4 protein-coding genes are annotated in these 4,150 nt (G+C 47.4%); 3 read left to right on the top strand and 1 reads right to left on the bottom strand.

From position 1 onward, the window contains the following. The 3 genes from QUA38_RS27820 to hetR form a co-directional block, all read left to right on the top strand. Positions 1 to 1,088, top strand: a 1,088-nt coding sequence (locus tag QUA38_RS27820; RefSeq protein ID WP_333167590.1) for an FAD-dependent oxidoreductase, incomplete at its 5' end; no start/stop codon positions are given. 96 nt (positions 1,089 to 1,184) lie between these two features. After that, entirely contained in the window at positions 1,185 to 1,412 is a 228-nt protein-coding gene (patX, locus tag QUA38_RS27815; RefSeq protein WP_333098936.1) for a heterocyst-inhibiting protein PatX, read from the top strand. A gap of 854 nt (positions 1,413 to 2,266) precedes the next feature. Next, complete coding sequence (hetR, locus tag QUA38_RS27810; protein WP_333070270.1) at positions 2,267 to 3,172, top strand: heterocyst differentiation master regulator HetR; 906 nt, start codon at positions 2,267 to 2,269, stop codon at positions 3,170 to 3,172. Between the two features lie 175 nt (positions 3,173 to 3,347). On the opposite strand, the gene QUA38_RS27805 is transcribed toward hetR, so the two are convergent. Further along, positions 3,348 to 4,150: TIGR00297 family protein (locus QUA38_RS27805; RefSeq protein WP_445305120.1), on the bottom strand; the 803-nt coding region annotated here is incomplete at its 5' end.

Below are 4,150 nucleotides of genomic sequence, written 5' to 3'. Positions count from 1 at the left end.
CGGGCGGATTGTTGATGATTAATTGGCCGATTCGAGGTAATGATTATGGTGAAGGGGTCGATCGACTCATTAAATCTGAAGCATCTCGACAAGAATTCCTGCAAGAAAGTCTGTGGCACACTCAAAGTTTTGCCCGCTTCATTCAAACGCAACTCGGCCCCCGCTACGGCTTAGCACAGAACATTTTCCCGATTTCCACGATCGAAAATCAACAAAATTCTTCCATTCTTCCTTCTTTTGCCTTACATCCTTACTACCGAGAAAGTCGCCGCTTGCGAGGAATAAGTACAGTCACAGAACAAGATATTTTGCCTATTGCCGGTGGAAGAGTCGCGAAGTTGCCGATAAATTATCAGGGCATTTGTGAAACAATTGCGATCGGTAACTATGCCAATGACCACCACTACCCCAGTGGCGACATTCCTCTGCAGCCAAAATCCATCCGCTGGGGCGGCCGCTGGACGGGAACTCCTTTTACCATTCCTTACAGCGCCTTAATTCCTGCGAGTACAGACGGTTTCCTAGTCTGCGAAAAAAATATTTCCGTCTCTCACATCGCCAACGGTGCAACTCGCTTGCAACCGACGGTAATGAATATTGGACAGGCGGCGGGAATGGCGGCGGCTTTGTGCGCGGAATCTGGATGTCAGCCGCGGGAGTTGCCGGTGAGAGTTTTGCAGGAAGCTTTGCTGCAAGATTCCGAGGCGAGTGCGGCAGTTATTCCTTTATTTAATTTGACACAGGGGCGATCGGACTGGCTCGATTGGCAGCGCTATTATCTCGATCGGCCTGAAGCATATCCCGCCAGCGGCGAATGTGAGGAGTCAGTAGAGAAACCAAGCAGTCAAACAGCAAATACCCCCAGCCAATTTTCTGGCATTTTCCGTCGCCTCGGCGAACAAGACTGGACACTAACGCTGACAAGCCCTGCATCTTTAGCCGGTCAAACTTGGCAACTCGTGACTTTGGACTCGGAAACCGACAGATTTTTACACAATTGCGAAACCGAAAAGCCTCTGACAGTATGGGGCAGGCTGAATTCGGCAGGTGCTTGGCTGCTGGCAGGAGCAGTAGAATTGAAGACGTAAGGTTTTTTGCACAGATCCGAAAATTGCACAGATATCTATCCTGATCGATCGGGGCAAGTCCGTATCACGTAATAGACACTGACACGGATACTACCCATGCAAACCTACACTGCAATTGCTTTACTGAGCCTGTTGGGCATTACCTTGAGTGCCAGCGCCGCTCAAGCTTTTGAATCTTCACTCCCCATTGTCGCCACTGCCACCGCCCAATATATGTTGTCAGCCCAAACTCAACAAAAGGGTGAGCGCGGTCCTGAGAGGGGCAGCGGACGCAGAAATTTTACTGAGCCTAATGTTTACACTCATCCGCTACAAGATTTCTAATCGCACTGGACGCAAGTGATTACAACAACTGAGTTGCTTCGGGCCGTTCATTTGAGCACTCGATCGGATTTTCTGGGATTCTAGTTTTTCAGGTTAAGCGACAACTGCACTTTTTGTGGACAGTTCTGAGGAGATTCTTTTTTGTGTGATAAATGTTAGCATATAAACTGGGAACCGCCATCTACCTAGAGATAGATTCTAGTATGTGGCGGTTTTGTATTGAAAACGCTTCAATTCAACAGGAACTAACCACAGGCCTCTGAGCATCTGGGTTTTTCAACCGATATCCCTCGCCCTCTAAGCCTTATTTTGGCATTGCACAATTTGAGGACGATTCTTGGGGAGTGTCCCGCCTGCTGTGAAAATACAGCGGACGGTCTACGAGAGCCCATCCCACAAAACCATCATAAATCTTCCCGCAATTATGCAACAGCCTTATTTTAGTTGATCGAACCGGGTTTGCGCATCCATGACTATTCAAGAATTAGGGACTCGGAGTCGCCTCAAATTCCTGGGATCGCAACAGTTATTTACGTTCTCCCCCCCACAGGTAGGGTTTAATTTTCAACCGCTGCACTATAATTAACTTGCGATAACTAACTTATATATAGGTACACTGTCAGCGCAGAGGGTGCAGCAATCTACTTAAATTGGCCACCAATAAGAACCACTTATGCGGTGTGGATAGCCTTTAAGCCCATGCCCCTGTTACCTCAGGGAAATTAACTAACCTGAATATTAGGGTAGCTGGCAAGCTTTCCGGCGACAGTCGGCTATGCTTGATTCGGCGCTCTCGCAATAATTTAATGGAGGATGAAAAAATGCCTCCTAATTTGGCTATTTCGGGGATAGTGATGAAAAATGACTCTTTGGATCTGGTCAAAAGCCTCAGCCCTAGTGCAATGGATCAGATCATGCTATATCTGGCGTTTAGCGCCATGAGAACCAGTGGGCACAGGCACGGGGCGTTTCTAGACGCGGCCGCAACGGCGGCTAAGTGTGCCATTTATATGACTTATATGGAGCAGGACAACAACCTGCGGATGACCGGACACTTGCATCACATTGAGCCTAAACGGGTGAAGGTGATTGTTGAAGAAGTCCGGGAAGCTCTGACTCAGGGAAAATTGCTGAAAATGTTGGGTTCGCAAGAACCTAGGTATTTGATTCAGTTTCCTTATGTCTGGCTGGAACAGTATGGTTGGATGCCGGGACGCCCTCGCATTCCGGGAAACAATTTGACTGTAGATGAAAAAAAATATCTCGAAAGCAAGATCCCTCCTAATCCGCCAGACGCTCAACTGATCAATTCTTTTCAGTTTATGGAGTTGATCGAGTTTCTGCACAGGCGATCGCAAGAAGATATGTCTCCAGAAAGGCGAATGCCTTTGAGCGAAGCTCTAGCAGAACACATTAAGCGGCGCTTGATCTATTCTGGGACAGTTACTCGTATTGATTCTCCTTGGGGAATGCCGTTTTATGCCCTCACTCGCGCTACTTACTCTCCCGCAGAGCAGGAAGAGCGGACATTTACTATGGTGGAGGATACGGCTAGATATTTCCGGCTGATGAAGGATTGGGCGGAAAAACAACCAAATGTGATGCGAATTATGGAGACTTTGGATATTCCGCCAGAACGCCTCGACCAAGCCCTTGAGGAATTAGATGAAATTATTCGCAATTGGGCCGATCGCTATCACAAGCGGGGCGAACCGACGATGATTTTACAAATGGTTTTTGGACCGCAAGACGACGCTTAGTTTGATTAACTATTAATCATTAGTCATGAGTTGATTGTTGGAGACTAATGACTAATGATTAATAGCTGATAGCTCGCGAGGCAGAAACCGGGTTTCTCTGGAAAAATACTGCGTTAAAGCCTTGAATTATCGTAATAAACCCGGTTTTTTAGGTCGCGAATGCGTCCAGCATTAACTAAGCTAAAAAAGCTCTCCAGGTGGCCGCGAAAATGATCGCTGCGATCGCTCCTATAAGTGTATTAAAAAAATTTACCACCTCGTTCGTTAGCCACTCAAACTTTGATTGCACTGTCGCCCCAATGACGCTCTCGATGTTCGTGGCAATAAAAGCTGCAATAACACAAAAAACAATTCCTTTCAAGTCTATTAAACCGACGGCCCAACTTAAAAGCGCAATCAAAATTGAGCCGACAATACCTGCGATCGTTCCTTCCAAACTTACGGCCCCTTCGGTACCCCTAGGTACAGGCTGCAAGCTAGTAATCAAAAAAGTCCGCTTCCCGTAAGCTTTGCCGATTTCGCTGGCGCTGGTATCGGAAAGTTTGGTACAAAAACTCGCTGCGTAACCCAGCAATAACAGGGAAATAGCATCTTGTGGCACAGACATCTTGCCTGTCTCTCCTAAAATAGATAATGCCAAAACTCCCACAGCGCAAAGAGTAGCGGTTAAAGCCGAACCCCAGACATTTTCTGGGCCTCGGGCGCCTGAACGCTTTTCGGCTATGCCTTCTGCTTCTTTTTGAGCTTTGCCGATGCGGGTAACTGCCGATCCGACAAGAAAGTAAAACATCACCACAGCATAGCCTTGCCATCCCAAACAGCCCCAAATGAGCACGCCCAATACCCAGCCGTGAAATTGGCCAGCGGGAGTGAGCAATTTTTTAGGAGCAATGGTGGCGATCGCGAGTAAAACTGTATTTAGGGCGATCGCCACCAACCAAGGATTAGACCAAGATAAATAATTAAAGAACAATTCTG

Origin of the sequence: Microcoleus sp. Pol12B4 (assembly GCF_036701385.1) — a bacterium.
Taxonomy (GTDB): Bacteria; Cyanobacteriota; Cyanobacteriia; order Cyanobacteriales; family Microcoleaceae; genus Microcoleus.
The sequence above is the reverse complement of the archived record's forward strand: the minus strand, read 5'-3'. Positions and strand labels throughout refer to the sequence as shown.